General features: G+C 28.1%; 29 protein-coding genes. All 29 read left to right on the top strand.

Translation table 11 applies throughout. The annotated features are described in order from the left end of the window. Nucleotide 1 precedes the first annotated feature (1 nt). On the top strand, nt 2-721 hold the full coding sequence (locus tag JJC01_11360) for a hypothetical protein (protein ID UDN56782.1): 720 nt from the start codon (nt 2-4) through the stop codon (nt 719-721). Nucleotides 722-742: 21 nt separating this feature from the next. Next, on the top strand, nt 743-937 hold the full coding sequence (locus JJC01_11355; protein ID UDN56781.1) for a hypothetical protein: 195 nt from the start codon (nt 743-745) through the stop codon (nt 935-937). A gap of 272 nt (nt 938-1,209) precedes the next feature. Then, a complete protein-coding gene (locus JJC01_11350) occupies nt 1,210-1,989 on the top strand; it encodes a hypothetical protein (GenBank protein ID UDN56780.1) in 780 nt (259 codons plus the stop codon). A 9-nt stretch (nt 1,990-1,998) separates the two neighbouring features. Next, complete coding sequence (locus tag JJC01_11345) at nt 1,999-2,136, top strand: hypothetical protein (GenBank protein ID UDN56779.1); 138 nt, start codon at nt 1,999-2,001, stop codon at nt 2,134-2,136. 25 nt (nt 2,137-2,161) lie between these two features. Continuing rightward, on the top strand, nt 2,162-3,097 hold the full coding sequence (locus JJC01_11340; protein UDN60168.1) for a phosphoadenosine phosphosulfate reductase family protein: 936 nt from the start codon (nt 2,162-2,164) through the stop codon (nt 3,095-3,097). A gap of 13 nt (nt 3,098-3,110) precedes the next feature. Further along, nucleotides 3,111-3,425: a hypothetical protein gene (locus JJC01_11335; protein UDN56778.1), complete on the top strand. Its 315-nt coding sequence runs from the start codon at nt 3,111-3,113 to the stop codon at nt 3,423-3,425. Further along, on the top strand, nt 3,418-3,699 hold the full coding sequence (locus tag JJC01_11330) for a hypothetical protein (GenBank protein UDN56777.1): 282 nt from the start codon (nt 3,418-3,420) through the stop codon (nt 3,697-3,699). The genes JJC01_11335 and JJC01_11330 overlap by 8 nt, the downstream gene beginning before the upstream one ends. Nucleotides 3,700-3,716: 17 nt before the next feature. Continuing rightward, nucleotides 3,717-4,169, top strand: a complete 453-nt coding sequence (locus tag JJC01_11325; protein UDN56776.1) for a hypothetical protein — start codon at nt 3,717-3,719, stop codon at nt 4,167-4,169. 16 nt (nt 4,170-4,185) lie between these two features. Then, nucleotides 4,186-4,395: a hypothetical protein gene (locus JJC01_11320; protein UDN56775.1), complete on the top strand. Its 210-nt coding sequence runs from the start codon at nt 4,186-4,188 to the stop codon at nt 4,393-4,395. Next, nucleotides 4,380-4,808, top strand: a complete 429-nt coding sequence (locus JJC01_11315; GenBank protein ID UDN56774.1) for a hypothetical protein — start codon at nt 4,380-4,382, stop codon at nt 4,806-4,808. Before JJC01_11320 ends, JJC01_11315 begins: the two co-directional genes overlap by 16 nt. A gap of 18 nt (nt 4,809-4,826) precedes the next feature. After that, nucleotides 4,827-5,606 carry an AAA family ATPase gene (locus JJC01_11310; protein ID UDN56773.1) on the top strand — a complete coding sequence of 260 codons (780 nt, stop codon included), beginning with the start codon at nt 4,827-4,829 and terminating at the stop codon, nt 5,604-5,606. Between the two features lie 13 nt (nt 5,607-5,619). Then, nucleotides 5,620-6,642, top strand: coding sequence for a ParB/RepB/Spo0J family partition protein (locus JJC01_11305; GenBank protein ID UDN56772.1), 1,023 nt, complete (start codon nt 5,620-5,622; stop codon nt 6,640-6,642). Further along, a complete protein-coding gene (locus JJC01_11300) occupies nt 6,635-6,829 on the top strand; it encodes a hypothetical protein (protein UDN56771.1) in 195 nt (64 codons plus the stop codon). The genes JJC01_11305 and JJC01_11300 overlap by 8 nt, the downstream gene beginning before the upstream one ends. 12 nt (nt 6,830-6,841) lie before the next feature. Next, nucleotides 6,842-7,312, top strand: coding sequence for a hypothetical protein (locus tag JJC01_11295; protein UDN56770.1), 471 nt, complete (start codon nt 6,842-6,844; stop codon nt 7,310-7,312). 199 nt (nt 7,313-7,511) lie between these two features. Then, the gene (locus JJC01_11290) at nt 7,512-7,898 is read left to right on the top strand and encodes a helix-turn-helix domain-containing protein (protein ID UDN60167.1); all 387 of its coding nucleotides are present in this window, start codon (nt 7,512-7,514) and stop codon (nt 7,896-7,898) included. Nucleotide 7,899: 1 nt separating this feature from the next. Continuing rightward, a complete protein-coding gene (locus tag JJC01_11285; GenBank protein ID UDN56769.1) occupies nt 7,900-8,109 on the top strand; it encodes a hypothetical protein in 210 nt (69 codons plus the stop codon). A gap of 2 nt (nt 8,110-8,111) precedes the next feature. Beyond that, nucleotides 8,112-8,771, top strand: coding sequence for an HNH endonuclease (locus tag JJC01_11280; GenBank protein ID UDN56768.1), 660 nt, complete (start codon nt 8,112-8,114; stop codon nt 8,769-8,771). Nucleotides 8,772-8,902: 131 nt separating this feature from the next. Further along, nucleotides 8,903-9,214, top strand: a complete 312-nt coding sequence (locus JJC01_11275; GenBank protein ID UDN56767.1) for a hypothetical protein — start codon at nt 8,903-8,905, stop codon at nt 9,212-9,214. Further along, entirely contained in the window at nt 9,207-9,443 is a 237-nt protein-coding gene (locus JJC01_11270) for a hypothetical protein (protein UDN56766.1), read from the top strand. The genes JJC01_11275 and JJC01_11270 overlap by 8 nt, the downstream gene beginning before the upstream one ends. Then, complete coding sequence (locus JJC01_11265; GenBank protein ID UDN56765.1) at nt 9,425-10,864, top strand: terminase large subunit; 1,440 nt, start codon at nt 9,425-9,427, stop codon at nt 10,862-10,864. Before JJC01_11270 ends, JJC01_11265 begins: the two co-directional genes overlap by 19 nt. Nucleotides 10,865-10,949: 85 nt before the next feature. Continuing rightward, the gene (locus JJC01_11260) at nt 10,950-12,104 is read left to right on the top strand and encodes a phage portal protein (protein ID UDN56764.1); all 1,155 of its coding nucleotides are present in this window, start codon (nt 10,950-10,952) and stop codon (nt 12,102-12,104) included. Then, nucleotides 12,082-12,723: an HK97 family phage prohead protease gene (locus JJC01_11255; protein UDN56763.1), complete on the top strand. Its 642-nt coding sequence runs from the start codon at nt 12,082-12,084 to the stop codon at nt 12,721-12,723. The genes JJC01_11260 and JJC01_11255 overlap by 23 nt, the downstream gene beginning before the upstream one ends. Next, nucleotides 12,723-14,009: a phage major capsid protein gene (locus tag JJC01_11250; protein ID UDN56762.1), complete on the top strand. Its 1,287-nt coding sequence runs from the start codon at nt 12,723-12,725 to the stop codon at nt 14,007-14,009. Before JJC01_11255 ends, JJC01_11250 begins: the two co-directional genes overlap by 1 nt. 13 nt (nt 14,010-14,022) lie before the next feature. Beyond that, on the top strand, nt 14,023-14,286 hold the full coding sequence (locus JJC01_11245; protein ID UDN56761.1) for a hypothetical protein: 264 nt from the start codon (nt 14,023-14,025) through the stop codon (nt 14,284-14,286). After that, the gene (locus JJC01_11240; protein UDN56760.1) at nt 14,279-14,617 is read left to right on the top strand and encodes a hypothetical protein; all 339 of its coding nucleotides are present in this window, start codon (nt 14,279-14,281) and stop codon (nt 14,615-14,617) included. The genes JJC01_11245 and JJC01_11240 overlap by 8 nt, the downstream gene beginning before the upstream one ends. Further along, entirely contained in the window at nt 14,610-15,017 is a 408-nt protein-coding gene (locus tag JJC01_11235; GenBank protein ID UDN56759.1) for a hypothetical protein, read from the top strand. The genes JJC01_11240 and JJC01_11235 overlap by 8 nt, the downstream gene beginning before the upstream one ends. Continuing rightward, the gene (locus tag JJC01_11230) at nt 15,014-15,364 is read left to right on the top strand and encodes a hypothetical protein (GenBank protein UDN56758.1); all 351 of its coding nucleotides are present in this window, start codon (nt 15,014-15,016) and stop codon (nt 15,362-15,364) included. Before JJC01_11235 ends, JJC01_11230 begins: the two co-directional genes overlap by 4 nt. A gap of 3 nt (nt 15,365-15,367) precedes the next feature. Continuing rightward, on the top strand, nt 15,368-16,030 hold the full coding sequence (locus JJC01_11225; GenBank protein UDN56757.1) for a hypothetical protein: 663 nt from the start codon (nt 15,368-15,370) through the stop codon (nt 16,028-16,030). A 12-nt stretch (nt 16,031-16,042) separates the two neighbouring features. After that, nucleotides 16,043-16,369, top strand: a complete 327-nt coding sequence (locus JJC01_11220; GenBank protein UDN56756.1) for a hypothetical protein — start codon at nt 16,043-16,045, stop codon at nt 16,367-16,369. Nucleotides 16,370-16,449 lie beyond the last annotated feature (80 nt).

Raw genomic sequence — 16,449 nt, 5'->3', positions numbered from 1 at the left:
GTTGTTTATATTAAGAGGTAAAGATTTTGAAAAAGAGATAGACAAATTAAATGTTTTTTATTGGGCTGTAACTGATAATGATGACGAGACAGAGGGAGAGCTGGTATATGATTCTCTAAGTGCAGAAGAATTTTGTTTTAGATTTTATGAAGATTGTGAAGTAGAAGGCTTAAAGATAGTATCAAATGAAATAGAAGCATATGACAATTCATTATTTGATATAGAAAAAGAATATAAAATAAATGATGAATTAGTGTTAGAACTTTCATGTGATTTGAAAAAAGAAGAATATTTTCATGAATGGGAGTTAGAGGAAGAAAAAGCAAAACAAGATAATAATAAAAAGCTTACTTCAAATAAACAAGATAAAAAGAAAAAAAGAAAAAATATAAAATGGAATGAAAATAAAGAGGATAACTATAGAGGCAACTTTTCTAAAAAAAGTTTTAAATTTAATAATAGCGATAAAATATTTTGTCTTGATACAATAGTTTCTTATAAGAGTTTAAAACAGTATTTAAGAGAAATAGCTGAACTTGTAAGAGCTAATGAGATAACAATATTAAATGAAGTGCCAGAAAATTCAATAAGTATTAATTTTTACTATAATGATGATGGAAAACTTATTTTAAATTTCAGAAGAGAAATTGATGTTGAAGAAGGTTGTAAAAGAGAGTTTGAATATTATGACAAAAATGTCTTATTCAATAAACAAAAATAGATAAAAATTGGGGGAATACATATGTCAAAAACATGCGAAAAAACTGAGAATAAAATGAACATGGATTACTTTTGTAAAGGATTAGCAAGAGCAAAAGAAATGATGGCAAAAAGACTTTTTGATGTAGATTTAGAAATAAAGTACACATATAGAAAGAAAACAGAAGAAGAAATGAGAGCTGAAAAAGAGAAAAAGTTAAAAAAGGAAGTAATTTAAATTGAAGTCTAAAAAATATGTAAACAAAAAGTGTCTTATAATTCGCAGTTATAAGACACTTTACAAAATAACTTTGTTGTAAAAGCTATAAAATCATATCTACTTTTTATTATAGCAGATAAGACAACAGAGTTCAATAAACACGCTAAATTAAGCGTATAACGAGCTTGTAATAGGTATTAACATTGTAACGATATAAAGTATCTATACAAATATATAATACTAGATACTAATATATAGATGCTAATAAAAGACTAAAGAGGTACTGCTATATGAAGAGTTTTATAAGAGAGAAAAAGATATATTGTAATGACTATTTAGAGATAGATATAATACCAAGAATAGATGGGACAAAAGGTAAAAGAGGTAAAAGAGAATATGTATCTAAACCAAAACAAAAGAGTTTAAATGATAAAAATGCTAAAAGATACTTTATACAATTAGCTAACACAAATTTTAATAATAAAGACTTAGTTGTACATTTTACATATGCACCAAAATTTTTACCTAGTACAGTTGAAGAAGCTGAAAAAGAAGCTAGAAATTATATAAGAAGAATAAATCATAGAAGAAAAAAAGAAGGATTAGGAGCAATTAAATATTTATTAATAACAGAATTTGGAGAAAAGAAAAATGGAGATAAGAGAGTACACCATCACATGATACTTTCTGGAGAACTTGACAGAGATATAGTCGAAAGTTTATGGGTCAGAAGATTAAGAGGTAAAAAAGAAGGTGAAAAGCTTGGGTGGATAAACACGCACAGACTACAACCGAACGAATTTGGTTTACAAAGTTTATGCAATTATCTTATGAAAGACCCTCAAGGTAGGAAACGTTGGAGTTCATCACAGAATTTGGAAAAACCTTATCAGCGTTGCAATGATAACAAATATAGCAAAAGGAAAGTAATGGATATAGTAAGAAATGATTTAGACAATAGAATGTTTTGGGAAAAACAGTATAGAGGTTACATATTTACAGAGTGTAAAGCTAGTTTTAATGAGATAACAGGAGTTAGCTTGTATATAAAAATGCGAAGGCTAAAATGAGGTGATTACATGTATTTAAGAGTATGTAAGTTCTGCAAAAAGAAGTTTGAAACAAATGTGTATTTAAAAAAATATTGTTCTTATGTTTGTAAAAATAAATTCAAAAAAGAAAAAAGAAATCAGAAAGAAGGTAATAAGAATGAGTGATAAGCTATCAAAAGAATTTAAAGAAATGGCATTAAAACAGAAACAATCTTTACCTCTTGAAGCAAAAATAATATTAACCAAAAGGAGACTTAAAGAATGGTATGAGTATTGGGAAGGTGATATTTATATAAGTTTTAGTGGGGGGAAGGACAGTACTGTTCTTTTAGATATTGCTAGACAAATGTACCCTAACGTAGAAGCTGTATTCTGTAATACTGGTTTAGAATATCCAGAGATTAAAGAGTTTGTAAAAACAAAAGAAAATGTAACAATAATAAAACCTAAAATAAATTTTAAGAAGGTCATATCAAAATATGGTTATCCAGTTATAAGCAAAGAACAAAGTCATTACATATCTAAAGTTAGAAATACCAAGAGCGAAGTGATAAAAAATAAACATTTAAATGGAATTAATAAGGATGGAAGTAAGAGTCAATTTGTTATCTCAAAAAAATGGAAATACATGATAGATGCCCCTTTTGAAATTAGTGATAAATGTTGTGAAATTATGAAAAAAACACCTTTTAAGGAATATGAGAAAAAGACAGGTAAAAAAGCAGTTATAGGAACTATGACACAAGAAAGTAATTTAAGAAAAAGAAACTATTTGGAACAAGGCTGCAATGCTTTTGGAAGAGATAGACCAGTTTCTACACCTTTAGCGTTTTGGACAGAACAGGATATATTGAAATATATATATATATATAAATTGATGATTTCTAAAGCGTATGGTGAGGTTAAAAAAGAAATAGAAGCTAATTTAATAGAAACAATAGAAACATATAAGACTACGTTATGTAAGCGCACAGGATGCATTTTCTGTATTTATGGATGTCATTTAGAAAAAGAACCTAACAGATTTCAAATGTTAAAAAAGACACATCCTAATTTATATAAATATTGTATGGAAGAATTAAAACTAAGAAAAGTATTAGATTATATGAAATTGAAAAGTGAATAGGGGTGTAATAAGAATGAATAAAGAAATAGATGCGATATGTTCCAAGGCTGGAGAGTATATTTGCAAAATATGTAAATTTAATAATACTTGTAGAGTTGAGAATAAAAATGGGTGTATGTGTGGTCACTTTGAAGTAAAGAGCAAGATAGAAAAAATACTAGAAAAAGGTAATTTTATAACTGCCATGGATTTTAAATTAAAAAATATAACTATGAAAGAAATTGAATCTTACTGTGAAGAAAATAATAAAAAAATAGAAATTTGTGGATGGGGAAAAGAACAAATAATAATCTTTATAGATAAAGAGAGGGTAAAAGCTAATGACTAATGAAGAATTTGAAAAAATAGAAGAAATATATCGTAGATACAAAGAGTTAATTAGTACAAAAGAAGAAGCAAAAGAAATAAAAGAAATTATTGAAAGTAATGATGTTTCAAATTTTAGAATGATAAGCTTTGATTTTGGCTGGGATGAAAATTTAGAATTTAGTGTTAGCGAAGAAACAAGAAATTATATAAAAAAAGAAGTTATAAATATGCTAGAAAAAGTAATTCAAGATTGCAGTGAAAAAATAGAAGCTATTAAGATACCAAGAAATTAAAAAAGTGAGGGGATAAAATGTTTTTAAACTTATATACTAAAAAAGATTTTGATGAAATAAAAGCAGAATATGAAATAGCTATTGGTAGAATAGAAGAACTAAAAGATAAATGTTCAAAGAAAGAAAAAATAATTTCAGACTTAGAAAATAAAAACGCTGCACTACATACAGAAAAAATGTCTTTAAAAATTAGATATGAAAATGACCAAAATATAAAAAAAGGGATGGAAGCTGGAGCTGGAATTTTAAGAAAAGAAATAGAAAGATTAAAAGAAGAAAATGAGATTTTGAAAAAAACAATAGAAACTTTTAACAATAAAGTCAAAGAAATAGAATTAAAATTTAAAAAGATGCTAAATAGTAAAATAACTAGACTTGAAGCTATAAAAGCAAGAACGAAGAGGTTTAGAAAAAAGAAAAAAATAGAAAAAATTATTGAGGAACTAGAATTAAAAAGTTTCTTAGAATAAAAAAAGGTTGATTATTATGTTATTAGCTAATAAAGATAAAATAATACAGCTTGCAAGTAAAATAGTAGAACTATACAATGTTGAAGATTTAGAAGCAACAATAAAAGCTATACAGTACTTAGAGGAAATTGAAGTAAATGGGTTTATACAGGAAGATGAATATAATGAGCTTCTAAGTTTGATTAAGAATGAAGAAAGGGAGCTAGTGATATGGAAAAGAGAGTAATAAACCATTTCATAGATTGTATTAACAAGAACAGGACAAGAATGTTAATTGAAAAAGATGATAAATGTTATCTTATGGATGGATTTTGCATATTTGTGATTGATAAGAAAGAAATGATATTAAACCCTAAGCTTTTTACTATTAATAATGATAAAGCAAAGATAATACTTAGTAGGATAAAAGAAGAAGGATACAAAGAAATGTTATTAAAATACTATATACCAGTCGGGGATATTACATACCATAAATATATATGTGAAGGGTTAGAAGTCTACTTAAATGGTGAATTTATAAAGCTCTTTGGAAAGTTTGATAAAGTAGAAGCTATAGATTCAGAATCTTTAGTACGTATATCAATAAAAAAACATATAATTGGATATTTAATGCCAATAAGATTACCAAAGAATTATTAAAAAGGAGAAAATATAAACATGGAAACTAAAAAAGCTATAATCATATCTATTTTAAATTTTAAGGGAGGAGTAGGAAAAACAATAACAGCAGCTAATTTTGGAGATATGTTATCAAAATTAGGGTTTAAGATTTTATTTATAGATGCAGATAAACAGGGAAATTTATCTCAATATTTTTCAAAGTTTAAAGAAGATAAAAAAGGATTAGATAGGATACTAACAACTAAATGTGTTGATATAAAAGAGTTTATATGTAAGACGGAAAATAAAAATATAGATATTATAACAAGTAATATGAATCTCTATGAAGCTGAAAGAAAAATTTACAATATGGAAAGTGATAAATTTAATATATTAAAAATAGCTTTAGATAGTGTTAAGAATGAATACGATTATTGTATTATTGATAATGCACCTACGATTGATTTAATTACTATCAATTCGCTTATAGCATCTAATCAAGTAATAATACCTATCAGAGCAGATGATTTTTCATACAAGGCAATTAATGAATTGCTAGAGCAAGTAGAAAATGCTAAACAAATAAATAGTGAATTAGAATTTAAAGGTTGTTTACTTACACATTACCAAAACAATGAAGTTAATAATCAGTTTAAAGGATTGATAAAAACTAAATGTAATGTATTTGAAACAAATATAAGGTTTAATAAAAACATTCAAGAGAGTACATTCTATAAAAAAACACTAAGAGAATATAATAGTCGTTGTGGAGCTTCACAAGATTATAAAAAATTTACTAAAGAGTATGTAAAAACGTGTACGAATCGTACACATTAAAGGAGGTAAATATATGTCTTTTAATATGTTAGAAGTACTAGCTAATAATAAAGCTCAAAATAGTGTTGAAGAAGATAACAAAGAAAATAATTTGAATATAAAATACATAAGTGTTTTTGACCTTGTAGAATCTAAAGAAAACTTTTATTCTACTGATGATATAGAAGAATTGAAACATTCAATAGAATTATTTGGAATAAAGCAAAATTTAAATGTAAAAAAAATAAGTGATAATAAATATAAAGTTATATCTGGTCATAGAAGAAGGTTAGCAACATTAGAGTTAGTCAATGAAGGTAAAAAAGAATACGAATTTTTACCTTGCTCAGTAGAAACTGATTTAGAAGAATTGGAAGAAAAATTGTTATTGATAATGTCTAATTCAACTATTAGAGAAATAAGTGATTATGAGAAAATGTTGCAAGCTATGGGAATCAAAGAAATCTTTGAAAAATTTGATTTCAAGAGAAGAAAAAAACTAAAAGGTAGAACTAGAGAAATAATAGCTAATATGCTGGAGATATCAACAATGCAATTAGCAAGATATGAAAGTATATCAAAAAATTTGAACTCAGAATTTAAGGCTGAACTTAAAAAAGAAAATATAAATGTATCTACAGCTTTTGAGTTATCTAAACTGGAAGGAGCAGAGCAACAAAATTTATTTGCTGAATATAAAGAAAAAGAAGAATTGAGTATTAGGGATGTCAAAGAAAAAGGCAAAAAAAATAATGAACAGGAAGAAGGACAACCAAAACAGGAAAATAGTTTAAAAGAAGAAAAGAAAAAATGTGAAGAAAAAGAAGAAAGTATTTTAATAGAAAAACAAGAAGAAGGAAAGATTTTTAAGACTGTATTTGAAATTATAAAAGATATGGATGTTAAAAAATTAGCTGAATATATATGTGGACGTTGTGAAGTATTTGGGGCTTTTTGTGGTAATGCTATTGAATGTAACGAAAAACGAGGAGTAGGAAAAACAAATATATGTTTAAGATGGTTAAAAACGGAAGCACAGGAGGGGAATAATGAATAGCTTGAAATATAATAAAAGTGGATACATTGATAATACAGCATATAAGGCAATAAGTAAAGTTGATGAAGAAAAGCAAAAGGCAAATATAGTTATTAAACTAATAAAAGATACTGCAAGAATTGCAGGGTTTGAAATTATAAATAGAATAGAACTTGAAAATAAGAATAGTGGTAGTATCTACAAATAGGAGGTTTTGAAAGTGGATAAAAAGGAAATAAAAAAACTAACAAGGGAAATATTAAAAGAAATGAAAGACGAGAAAAAAAGAGAAAATTTACATAATACAAGATTGTTACTAGAAAATTATAATATATTAAAATCTAATATTGAAGATGTAAAGGGAGATATAACACCAATATTAAATAAAATAGAAGAGCTTGAGATGGAAAAGGATAAAATATTTATAAAAAGTATGGTTAAAACAAAAATGAGAACTGCAAAGATGTTAGCTTATGTAGATGAAGCTAAAAAGATAATAGAAGAAGAGTTTAAGATTAAAAAAGAATATTATAAGTTTAGAGCTTTTGAAATGTTTTATTTTGAAGAAAAAGATAATGAAAAGATATGTAAAGAATTAAACTGTGGGAAAAATTCTCCTAAGAGTTGGCGTGACGAGATAATAAATAAAATGAATATATTGTTATGGGGAATAGAAGCATTTGGTATATAAAAGGGAAAGTAGAGGGAAAAGTGAGGGAAAACAAAGGGATAATAAAATGTTATAATGATAATATGGGAAATCTATAAATATATAATAAGTGAATATTTTTCTGTTTAAAAAGCTTAGATTAATTTCTAGGCTTTTATTATTTTTAGAATGAGGTGGTGGTGTGGGTAAATATAAAAAATGGTTAACAAAAGAAGGTTTAATGAAGGTTGAAGGTTGGGCTAAAGATGGTTTGATTGATGGGCAAATAGCGGCTAACATGGGGATATCAATTTCAACTCTATATGATTGGAAGAAAAAATATCCAGAGTTTTCGGAGTCCTTAAAAGATGGTAAAGAAGTTGTTGACAAACAAGTGGAGAATGCATTATTAAAAAGAGCTTTAGGTTATTTTTATGATGAAATAACTTACAAAGATGGTAAAGAAGTAAAGAGAGTAACAAAGCATGTTTTACCAGATACAACAGCACAAATATTTTGGCTAAAAAACAGAAAGCCAGAAGTGTGGCAAAATGACCCACACAGAGTAATAAATAATAAAGAAGCTTTAGAGTTAAGAAAAAAAGAATTAGAGAATAGGATGTGGTAATGTGAAAATAAAATTTTATGATAGTAAGACATGCGAAGTAAAATATACAGAACCAGTTAAGTATGCGATAAATTTTCCACCTGTTGTAATTCAAGCTGCTAAAGGAATAGAAATAGATGATATAGAAACAGAGCAAGAACGTCTAAGCGAGTTACTCGATAGGAAAGTAGTAATAATAAGATATGGTTATGAAGTCATTAGAGGAATTTAGAAATGAATTTTTATAAAAACAAAGAGTGGAAAAAGTTAATAGAAACATTGAAGCTTGAAAGAGTTGCAGAGGATGGAATACTTTATTGTGAACATTGCCATAAACATATAGTAAAATCTTATGATTGTATAGCACATCATAAGATAGAGCTTAATAGCAATAACATAAATGATTTTAATATAAGTTTAAATCCAGATAATATTATTTTAGTGCATCATAAATGCCATAACGAAATACATAATCGTTTTGGTAGTTCTTCATTTAAAAAAGTGTATGCGATTTATGGAGCACCATGTTGTGGCAAGACTAGTTATACAAGAGAAGTAGCAGGCAAAAACGATTTGATATTAGACATAGACAATATCTGGCAATGTATAAGTACTAATGATAGATATATAAAGCCTAATACGCTAAAGACTAATGTTTTCAGTATAAGAGATTTAATATTGGATATGATTAAGTGCCGAACTGGTAAGTGGAATAATGCTTACATTGTTGGGGGTTATCCTCTAAAAATGGAACGTGAAAGATTAGAACAAATGCTGGGTTGCGAATTTATATTTATTAATACAAGTAAAGAGGAATGCTTATTAAGAGCAGCAAACAGACCAGAAGAATATAAAAAATATATTATTGATTGGTTTGAAAGGTATCAAGAATAGCCCCCCTACTCAATAAAAAAATAACTGTGTTAGAGGACTGGAAGGAGACCTTATTTCTCGCAGAAGGTCAAAAAACGAGATTTTTACTGAAACTTTTTCAGAAAAATAAAAAAGAGGTGAAAGACTTTGAAATGAATAGAAAAGGTGAGTTGTTAAAAATATTTGAGAATATAGACAAAGAAAAACAAGTTTTGATTGAAAAAATGATAGATGAAGTTATTTTTCTTGAAAAAAACTTAGAAGAATTAAAAAAACTACCTTTTATCAAAGTTCATCCAAACAATCCAGAGTTGCAAAAAGTTACATCTGCTAGTAAACAATATAAAGAACTATCACAAACTTATATAAATGTTATGAAATTGCTTTCCAGTATGCTTGTTAATTCTGAAAATAGAGAAGAAAGCCCACTTAGAGCTTACATGAGTAAATTTTTAGATGTTTAATTATTTAACTCATTATAGAAATGAGATAAAAAGAGGGAATATTGTAGCAGGACAAGAGTTAATAATGCAACTTGATAACTTAATTGATGATTTAGAAAATCCAAAATATATCTACAATACAAAAGAAGCTTACAGAAGAATGGATTTTATGGAAAATTGTATTAAACTTACAAAATCCCCTTTCTACGGTAAACCGATGAAACTTATGTTGTGGCAAAAGCATTTATAGAAGTAGTTTATAGCTTCAAAATGGCTAATACATTAAATGACCGCTTTAAAAAAATAATTTTATTGATTGCTAGAAAGAATACAAAGAGCGAAACTTGTTCAGCTCTTGCCTTATCGGAGTTAGTTTTAGGTAATGCAGGTAGCGATATAGTATGCAGCAGCAATGACGACAATCAAGCGTCTATCGTTTATGATGCTATAGACACTATGAGATTACTTATAGACCCATACCAATTAGATACGAAAAGAAATCAGCGTTTTATTAAGTGCTTAGCTAATAATTCAAAAGTATTTAAACTAAGTGATAGAACTAGAAACAAAGAAGGTCGTAATATTGACTTTGCGATAGTAGATGAAACTCATGAAATGAAAAACAATATAATAGGGAAGTCAATAGAGCAATCTCAATCGCTTAAAGATAACCCTAAATTTATAAATATTACAACAGAAGGATTTGTAAATGATGGTTATTTGGATGAAGAATTAAAAAAATGCAGGAAAATAATAAATGGCGAAGATGACAGTTTAATGGCTGAAAGGACTTTGGCATGGTTATACACACAAGATAGCGAGCAGGAGGTTTGGGAAGATGAAAAAAGCTGGTCAAAAAGTAATCCTTCGCTAGGAATTGTTAAGAAATGGGACTATTTAAGGGAACAAATAGACGCAGCACGGACTAGTAAATCAGATAGAATGTTTGTTTTAAGTAAAGACTTCAACTTTAAGCAGTCTAATGCACAAGCTTGGCTTTCAGAAAGCGATTATAAATATAAAGCTATCTACAATATAGAAGACTTTAAAAATTGCATAGCGTTAGGCGGTGTTGATTTAGCTGAAACAACAGACTTAACTAGTGCAAAAATCTTATTAATGAAAAAAGATGATAAAACAAAATATATATATCAGCATTATTGGATACCAGAGAGTAAGCTTACTAATTCGGATGATGTAAACGCAGGTGCGAAGTACTCCGAATGGGTTAAACAAGGATTAATCACTATAGTAGAAGGCAATGACGTTGATTTAAGCTTAGTGGCGGATTGGTTTTATATGTTATATAAAATATTTGGAATTAAAGTAATTAAAACTGGTTATGACCAACGTTTCGCAAAGGATTTTTTAAAGCAAATGGATAATTATGGTTTTGAGTATGAAATGGTACTACAAAATAGATACACAATGTCGGGAGCGATGAAACTAGTTGAAGCTGATTTAAAAGACGAGTTAATAAATTACAACGAAAATGAAATTGACATGTGGTGCTTGGGTAATACTTCTATGGAAATAGATGGTCTTGGCTATGTTATGCCAGTCAAAATAAATAATCAGCATAATAAGCGTATCGATGGAGCTGTCTCACTGATTATTTTGTATGAGATTTTTAAAAGATATAGAAGTGAATTTTTTAGATACTTAAAATAAATGAAAGGGGGTTATAAAAATTGCTTTTTTAGATATTTTTAAAAAGAAAAAAGAAAATAAAACTAATAAATATAAATTCGCTGATATGCTAAACGGATATACTCCTATTTTTAGCCAATTTGGTGATGATATTTACGCAAGTGATGTTGTACAACAAGCAATTAGTTGCATAGCTCTTGAAATAAAGAAATTGCAACCAACACATATAAAAAATGATGTTGATGTTATATCCATTTCTGGAAATATACAAAATGTTTTAAATAATCCTAATCCAATTATGACCAAAAGTGATTTTCTTGAAAAAATTATATGGAATTTATTTTTAAAATCAAATAGTTTTGTTATTCCGTTTTATGAAGCAGGACGCTTGACGAGTCTATATCCTATTGACCCTACAAGCGTTATTTTTTTGCAAGATAACACAGAAAATTTGTTTATAAAATTTGTTTTTTCAAATAATTATGAAACAATTTTAAAATATTCTGATGTAATTCATATCAGACATAAATTTTCAAAAAATGAATTTATGGGAGGGAATGAAAATGGACAATTTGACAAAGAACATCTTTTAGATACATTACAACTTAATAAAAATTTATTAGAAGGAATAACAAAAAATATTAAAACTGGTTATAGCTTAAATGGTGTTGTTAAGTATAACACAATGCTTGATGATGGAACAATGCAAGAAAATTTGAAAGCATTAGAAGAAAAAATTAAGAATAGCGAAAGTGGTTTTCTAGCAATGGATTTAAAAGGCGAATTTATCCCACTTTCAAGAAATATACAAGCAATAGACGAACCAACATTAAAATTTATAGATGAAAAAATATTAAGAAATTTTGGAGTAAGTTTGCCGATTTTGTTAGGAAATTATACAAAAGAACAATACGAAGCATTTTACCAAAAAACACTTGAACCTATTATAATTAGTCTGTCTGACGCATTTACAAAAGGAATATTTACAAAAAGAGAGATAGAATTTTCGAATAAAATAGTCTTTTATTCAAAAGAATTAATCTTTATGAATACAAGCCAAAAGTTAGAAATGATACGACTGCTTGGGGATAGTGGAGCAATGTACGAAAACGAAAAAAGGGAAGCTTTTGGACTTAAGCCACTTAGAGAATTAGCTGGTATAAGGATGCAATCTTTAAACTATGTAAATGTTAATATTGCGCAAAGCTATCAATTAAATAAGGAGGGGGGTGAAGGAAATGAAAACGAAAATAAGGAATAGACAGTTTAATGCAGAATTTAGAGCTGTAGAAGATACAGAAAATAATAAAAAAACTATAATTGGTAGACCTGTTGTTTATGATAAAAAAGCAAATTTAGGATATTTCGAGGAAATAATTGAAAGAGGGGCATTAAATGGAGCTGATTTAAGCGATGTATTTTTATTTGTAAATCATGATATAAGTAAAATACCATTAGCTAGGAGTAAAAAAGATTCTGAGTCTACTATGAGAATAAAAATAGATAATGAGGGTTTAAGTATAGAAGCAGATTTGGACATAGAAAATAATAGTGACGCAAAAAATCTTTATTCAGCTATAAAACGTGGAGATATAACAGGTATGTCGTTTATGTTTTCTGTTGGAGATGAAGAATGGGAAAATATAGACAGTGATTTTCCTACAAGACGTATTAAAAAAATATCTAGTATTGCAGAAGTAAGTGCTGTATGTTTTCCTATTTATTCAGAGACTGAAATTAATGCAAGAGATAGAACAGATTTAGAAAATGCAAGAAAAAAAGTAATTAATAAAAAAGAAGAAGAAAAAAGAAATAGTATCAACAAAGATTTAGAATTAGAAAAACTAAAAATAAAATTCCTATATGGAGGTAATATATAATGGCATTTAAAAAATATTTACAAAGAGTAATAGAAAGTAAAGAGAAAAGAGAAAGAGAGTTAAGAGAGCAAATAAAAAAAGCCGAAACAATCGAAGAAGTAAGAGCTTTAGGAGGAACGTTAGATGCTGTTTTAAAAGAGTTACAAGAAGCTAAGGACGAATTAGAAGGCAGTAAAGAAAGTGAAGAAAACGAGGAAAATCAAGACGGTAATGGCGAAGAAGGAGAACAGAGTATAAATACAAGAAGTTTTAAACCTATTGCAGCGTATGGAATTAACTCGAAAACAACGACAGCTAATAAAAGAAGTGAAAATATATTAGATTCAATGGAATACAGACAAGCGTTTAAAGAATATGTTCAAACTGGTAAATGGCATATGGAGAAAAGAGCTAATGAGGTCATAACAAGTGATAGTATAGGCAAAATAATCCCTAACACTATTATGAAAGAGCTTATAAAAGAATTAAAAACATATGGTCAATTATATAATAAAGTTAGAAAATTAAATATACAAGGTGGAGTAGAATTTCCTATAAGCGAACTTGTCCCAATCGTTAAATGGATAGGAGAGGAAGAAGTATCAGATACACAAAAAGCTCCTACTATAAAAGCTACTGTAAGTTTTAGTTATTATATAGCAGAAGCAAGAATATCGCAAAGCTTGTTATCGAGTATTGTATCTTTGCCAATTCTTGAAAGTGAAATAGCTAAGTTGTTAGCGGAAGCGTTTATAAAAGAATTTGATAATTTTATAATAAACGGTACAGGCGTAGGGCAGCCAAAAGGAATATTAAACGATGATAAAATAAAATCTACTAATAAACTAAATTTTACTGATGCTGATATTGCAGACTGGACACAATTTAGAAAAAAACTATTTGCAAAAATCCCGCTTGCGTACAGAGGTCAAGGTGTTTTAGTAATGACTGTCGGGACTTGGGAAAGCAATATAATGACTTTAAGGGACGACAATAACAGACCTTTATATACTGAAACATATGACCCTATTACGGGTAACTTAACATGCAGATTTAATGGCAGAGAAGTAATTTTAGTTGAACCAGATATATTGAAAGATTATGATACAGCAGCAAAAGGCGAAGCTTTTATGATATATTTTAGACCACAAGACTATGCAATAAACAGTAATTTAGAAATTGGATTTACTAGATATTTTAATCCAGACACTAACAAATGGCAAAACAAAGGTCTTACAATTTGTGATGGTAAACTAATAGATGTAAATGGCGTTTATATATTACAAAAAGATACAGTAGCAGTTTAAGAAGGTGTAAAAAATGTATGATATTCTAACATTTACAAAAATGTGTTTAGGTATTACAAACAATTATCATGACGAAAGATTAAAAGCTTACATCATTGATGTAAAAAGTTATCTAAATTATGCAGGAGTAGAAAAAAAAATTCTTGAAAGTGAAGTAGCTGCGAGTACAATAGCACGAGGCGTAACGGATTTATGGGACTCTAGTGTACTATCTTCTTATTTTATGCAAAGAGCTACGCAATTAGCTTGCAAAAAAGGAGTTGAGGAAAGTGTATAAAAGAAAAGATAATTATTCTACCCCGCTTAGAATACTTATCCCTACCTATAAGAAATACAATGGTGTAACAAATAAAGTTTATAAAGAAGGTTTTATAATATTTGCAAGTTTCAAGAGTTTTGGTGGAACTGATAAGGTTGTAAATGGTATATATTCGATTGAAGATACTGCGTATATAGAAACTTGGTATACACCCGATTTAAAAAGCGATTGTCAAGTCGAAAGGCTTTCTGATGGTGTGAAATTCGAAATTTTAGGAGAACCCGAAAACGTGGAGGAAAATTTTAAAATTCTAAAATTTAAAGTTAGAAGGATAAAAGGCAATGGCTAGAAAAAAAACTCAACTTGATATATCTGGACTAGAAGAATATATAAAAAAACTAGAGAATTTAAATAAAGATTTAAAAAAGACATTCGAAAGCGCATTACATGCTACCAACTCTCATGTTACTAAAAAAATAAAACCCGCAATTGCAAAACATAAACAAACAGGAGCAACAGAATCATCTATAAATAAAGAAAATAAAGTGATTTGGGAAGGAACAACAGCAATAACTAAAGTTGGATTTGATATAAAAAATAAAGGTCTTGCGAGTATTTTTTTAATGTATGGTACTCCGAAAATGACACCAGATAGACAATTATATAATGCTTTTTATAGTAATAAAACTAAAAAAGAAATCTTAGAAATACAACAAGAAGTATTTAGAAAAAGGATTGAAAGACTATGAAACAAAAATTAATAGAAATTATAGAAGGACTAGGTTATCAAGTTTTCTTGCAAGGAAGTTTATCGCGAGAAGAAATATATCCGAGTTCTTTTTTTACATTTTGGAATTTTCAAGGCGATGAAGAGTATTACAATAATGAATCAAAAAAATGTGTTTGGGGTTTTTGGCTATACTTTTATAGCAACAACCCCAAACTCGTTGAAACTGAAATGTTAAAAGCTAAAAAGTTGTTAAAAGAAAATAATTTCATAATAACAGGGCAACCAATAGACGTTAAAAGCGACGAGATAACACATACAGGAACTATGTTAGAAATTTACTATATAGAAAATTACAAGGAGGAATAAAAAATGGCAGAAACACAAGGTGTATTTGAATTTAGAGGTGTGGATGGATTAGTTTATGCGGAAGTTTTAACAGATAATGAAGGAAGTGACGGATATACAACCGGAGAAGTAAAATCATTGTCTATGGTTGCAGAGATAGGAAAGACAACAGAGACAGCGAGCGAAGCAAAATATTATGATAATGTTGCTATGCTTGTAATAAATTCAGAAGGTGCAGACACATTTACATTACAAGTTGCACCAGTTAATTTAGAAGTACTATCGGAAATAACAGGTAAAAACTTTGATACAGAAACAGGCGCAATGATTGATGCAGAAAGAAAAGTTAAATATTTTGCAATAGGATATAGAACGAAAGGAACAGATGGCGAGTACAGATATGTTTGGAGATACAAAGGTACTTTTAACATACCAGATGAGACGGTTGCGAGCGAAAATGCAGGCACAGACTCGAATAATCAAGAATTAACATATGTAGGTATTTATACAACACATAAATTTGTTAAAGGTGGTTCAGCTAAAGCTATAGTTGTTGATACTAGATATGATAAAGCGGATTTGACTAAGTTCTTTGATACTGTTACAACTCCAGATACATTAAAAGCTAAAACACCACCTTCACCACCACAAGAATCAAGTATTGAATCAAAAACACTAAAAAAATAGGAGTGATAAAAAATGGAATTAAAACTTAATATATATTCTAAAGATAATAAAAATAAAATTGAAAAAACATATACAACTGATACAGTTAATATTATGTTTGGTACAATCGAAGACATTTTCGAAATCGTTGATATAGAAAAAATAAACAATAATGAAGAAATTGTAAAAACGGTTATAAAAGGATTGAAACTCTTGAAACCATTTCTAAAAAATGTGTTCGATGATTTAACAGATGACGAGTTAAGACAAACAAATATCAAAGAATTGGTGGTTGTTTTTGTAGAAATTTTCAAATATACATTTAACGAAATTATGGGTATGCCTAACTCAAAAAACTAGAAAAGGGGAGCAAGACTCCCCTTTACGATGTTTTTTTTGAACTTGAATTAATTCTTTGTGAAAAATTTCAAGCCTTAACA

The organism is Clostridioides sp. ES-S-0010-02, from assembly GCA_020641055.1.
GTDB lineage: Bacteria > Bacillota > Clostridia > Peptostreptococcales > Peptostreptococcaceae > Clostridioides.
The sequence above is the reverse complement of the archived record's forward strand: the minus strand, read 5'-3'. Positions and strand labels throughout refer to the sequence as shown.

What these genes read in the sequence shown, in the direction of transcription:
- JJC01_11355 (UDN56781.1), top strand. Translation starts at nt 743, where the DNA reads ATGTCAAAAACATGCGAAAAAACTGAGAATAAAATGAACATGGATTAC.
- JJC01_11350 (UDN56780.1), top strand. Translation starts at nt 1,210, where the DNA reads ATGAAGAGTTTTATAAGAGAGAAAAAGATATATTGTAATGACTATTTA.
- JJC01_11345 (UDN56779.1), top strand. Translation starts at nt 1,999, where the DNA reads ATGTATTTAAGAGTATGTAAGTTCTGCAAAAAGAAGTTTGAAACAAAT.
- JJC01_11340 (UDN60168.1), top strand. Translation starts at nt 2,162, where the DNA reads ATGGCATTAAAACAGAAACAATCTTTACCTCTTGAAGCAAAAATAATA.
- JJC01_11335 (UDN56778.1), top strand. Translation starts at nt 3,111, where the DNA reads ATGAATAAAGAAATAGATGCGATATGTTCCAAGGCTGGAGAGTATATT.
- JJC01_11330 (UDN56777.1), top strand. Translation starts at nt 3,418, where the DNA reads ATGACTAATGAAGAATTTGAAAAAATAGAAGAAATATATCGTAGATAC.
- JJC01_11325 (UDN56776.1), top strand. Translation starts at nt 3,717, where the DNA reads ATGTTTTTAAACTTATATACTAAAAAAGATTTTGATGAAATAAAAGCA.
- JJC01_11320 (UDN56775.1), top strand. Translation starts at nt 4,186, where the DNA reads ATGTTATTAGCTAATAAAGATAAAATAATACAGCTTGCAAGTAAAATA.
- JJC01_11315 (UDN56774.1), top strand. Translation starts at nt 4,380, where the DNA reads ATGGAAAAGAGAGTAATAAACCATTTCATAGATTGTATTAACAAGAAC.
- JJC01_11310 (UDN56773.1), top strand. Translation starts at nt 4,827, where the DNA reads ATGGAAACTAAAAAAGCTATAATCATATCTATTTTAAATTTTAAGGGA.
- JJC01_11305 (UDN56772.1), top strand. Translation starts at nt 5,620, where the DNA reads ATGTCTTTTAATATGTTAGAAGTACTAGCTAATAATAAAGCTCAAAAT.
- JJC01_11300 (UDN56771.1), top strand. Translation starts at nt 6,635, where the DNA reads ATGAATAGCTTGAAATATAATAAAAGTGGATACATTGATAATACAGCA.
- JJC01_11290 (UDN60167.1), top strand. Translation starts at nt 7,512, where the DNA reads ATGAAGGTTGAAGGTTGGGCTAAAGATGGTTTGATTGATGGGCAAATA.
- JJC01_11280 (UDN56768.1), top strand. Translation starts at nt 8,112, where the DNA reads ATGAATTTTTATAAAAACAAAGAGTGGAAAAAGTTAATAGAAACATTG.
- JJC01_11275 (UDN56767.1), top strand. Translation starts at nt 8,903, where the DNA reads ATGAATAGAAAAGGTGAGTTGTTAAAAATATTTGAGAATATAGACAAA.
- JJC01_11270 (UDN56766.1), top strand. Translation starts at nt 9,207, where the DNA reads ATGTTTAATTATTTAACTCATTATAGAAATGAGATAAAAAGAGGGAAT.
- JJC01_11260 (UDN56764.1), top strand. Translation starts at nt 10,950, where the DNA reads ATGCTAAACGGATATACTCCTATTTTTAGCCAATTTGGTGATGATATT.
- JJC01_11255 (UDN56763.1), top strand. Translation starts at nt 12,082, where the DNA reads ATGAAAACGAAAATAAGGAATAGACAGTTTAATGCAGAATTTAGAGCT.
- JJC01_11250 (UDN56762.1), top strand. Translation starts at nt 12,723, where the DNA reads ATGGCATTTAAAAAATATTTACAAAGAGTAATAGAAAGTAAAGAGAAA.
- JJC01_11245 (UDN56761.1), top strand. Translation starts at nt 14,023, where the DNA reads ATGTATGATATTCTAACATTTACAAAAATGTGTTTAGGTATTACAAAC.
- JJC01_11235 (UDN56759.1), top strand. Translation starts at nt 14,610, where the DNA reads ATGGCTAGAAAAAAAACTCAACTTGATATATCTGGACTAGAAGAATAT.
- JJC01_11230 (UDN56758.1), top strand. Translation starts at nt 15,014, where the DNA reads ATGAAACAAAAATTAATAGAAATTATAGAAGGACTAGGTTATCAAGTT.
- JJC01_11225 (UDN56757.1), top strand. Translation starts at nt 15,368, where the DNA reads ATGGCAGAAACACAAGGTGTATTTGAATTTAGAGGTGTGGATGGATTA.
- JJC01_11220 (UDN56756.1), top strand. Translation starts at nt 16,043, where the DNA reads ATGGAATTAAAACTTAATATATATTCTAAAGATAATAAAAATAAAATT.